Genomic DNA, 2,143 nt, shown 5'->3' on the forward strand with positions numbered 1-2,143 from the left:
TAGAAATATTGAGGGGTTTTCTTGGTTATATACAAGGCCTTATGTTTAAGGCAGCATGGATTGAAATATTGAAACTGATATAGATTTAAGGCCGGAAGGCGAAAAGTAACCCTCCCTCAACCTTAATTAAAAATATTTAGGTGCCTATATCGGTGGTGTCCACCTCTTCCCATTCCGAACAGAGAAGTTAAGCCCACCAGAGCCGATGGTACTGCGGTAACACGTGGGAGAGTAGGTCGGTGCCAAATCTTAAAAGAAAACCCTTCAACAGCAATGTTGAAGGGTTTTCTTTGTTTACGGCAATTTGCCGTTTATAAGTCTGGGACACAGTTCCACATCACCCATCCTACATTTAACATCATCCATCATATTATTTGTCCCCGCAGATTGAGCCGGTCTCCGCAGGTTTCCGTTATCCATCATCCATTTTCCCTCTTCCACCACTGCGGTCAATAGCCCTGATGGCAGCGGTATCCCTTTTGGGTAGCATGCATTTGTTTATTAGATAGATTTCCCAAAAGGATTAAGCGTACAGCAGGACGGGACCCAACATATAGCATACAGGTACTGCGCTTCAAAAAATAAGATCATTGAAAAAGCTTTGACCTAAAGAACAAGAAGATGTAATGGAAAGTTAAGCCCTGGCCGCTTCTTCTTTAACGGCTAACTGCCCGCAAGCTGCATCGATATCTTTCCCGCGGCTACGGCGGATATCCGCAGAGGTTTCCATCATCCATTTTACATTTTCCCTCTTCTGTTTTCCACCACTGCAGCCAATAGCCCTGATGGCAGCGGTATCCCTTTTGGGCAGTATGTATTTACTTAACAGACCGATTTCCCAAAAGGATTAAGCGTACAGCAGGACGGGACCCAACCTATAGCGTACAGGTATTGCGCTTCAAAAAGTAAACTATATTATTTTAAAAATTCCCTTTTCCGCTGTACTGTCTTTCAAACTTTATTGTTCTTAAACTGTTCCATATTTGTTTATTTGTAAGTTCCGCTAAGTACGTAATACTTGCTTTAAATAAGCATCATAAATGCACCTCAATATTATTGTATGGCCTTAAAGATTTTGAATCTAATAACCCAAATCTAAAAAGGAATTGATATTTTGCGGCATTAATAAATTAGATATGGCTTCAGGTTTTTTTGCGATTTTAGATGATATAGGTGCTTTAATGGACGATGTGGCTGTAACTGCCAAGGTTGCGGCTAAGAAGACGGCAGGTATTTTGGGTGATGACCTGGCGGTAAATGCAGAAAAATCAACAGGTTTCCTTTCCTCAAGAGAACTTCCGGTACTTTGGGCGATTACAAAAGGATCATTTGTTAATAAGTTGATTATTGTTCCGGTAGCTTTATTACTCAACGTTTTTTTTCCTGTCGCGATCAAGGTGATCCTGGTATTGGGCGGATTGTATCTAGCCTATGAAGGGGTGGAGAAGGTGGTTGAATATTTTTTTCATCGGCCTAAGTCTTCACATGTCGAGGCAAAGGAAGTCATAGAAGAAGGTGATATAGCAGAAAAGGCAAAGATCAGGTCGGCGATCATGACTGATTTTATTCTGTCCATAGAGATTGTGATCATTGCACTTGGAAGTGTATTAGAAGAAAAGTTGGCTATACAGATCATGACCGTTTCAGTTGTAGCATTATTGGCTACCATTGGTGTTTATGGAATCGTGGCCCTCATTGTAAGAATGGATGATGCCGGATATCGGTTAATGAAAGCTTCTGGCGAAAAGGGTATTCTTTCGGTGATCGGTAAGTTCCTGGTACAATCACTACCAGTTATCATTAAGATATTGAGTGTTGTTGGTACTATTGCACTAATTCTGGTATCGGGAGGGATCTTTGCGCACAATGTTGGCTTTTTGCATCATATTTTCCCGACACTACCATCCATTATCAGAGAATTTGGGTTGGGATTAACCGCTGGCCTGGTCATGGTGCTGGTGATAACTTTGGTTAAAAAAATTATTGGCATTATCAAAGCTTAACGGATAAGCGTATCCGTAATTGACAACCTATTTAATTACTACTTAATTTTTTTTAGTAAAGCAGGGACTGTGCTATTATTTAGGTTTAGCCCTGCTATCCACTATAGCCCCGGTAGAAAAAACCGGGGGCTGCCGTTGCT

At 41.1% G+C, this 2,143-nt stretch carries 1 protein-coding gene and 1 rRNA gene; both read left to right on the forward strand.

The annotated features are described in order from the left end of the window. The first annotated feature begins 136 nt into the window (after positions 1-136). Positions 137-248: ribosomal RNA gene (gene rrf / locus AC04Q1_RS26405) — 5S ribosomal RNA — on the forward strand. Between the two features lie 888 nt (positions 249-1,136). Further along, positions 1,137-2,003, forward strand: a complete 867-nt coding sequence (locus tag AC04Q1_RS26410) for a DUF808 domain-containing protein (RefSeq protein WP_478367512.1) — start codon at positions 1,137-1,139, stop codon at positions 2,001-2,003. Positions 2,004-2,143 lie beyond the last annotated feature (140 nt).

This window comes from Pedobacter humicola, from assembly GCF_056490705.1.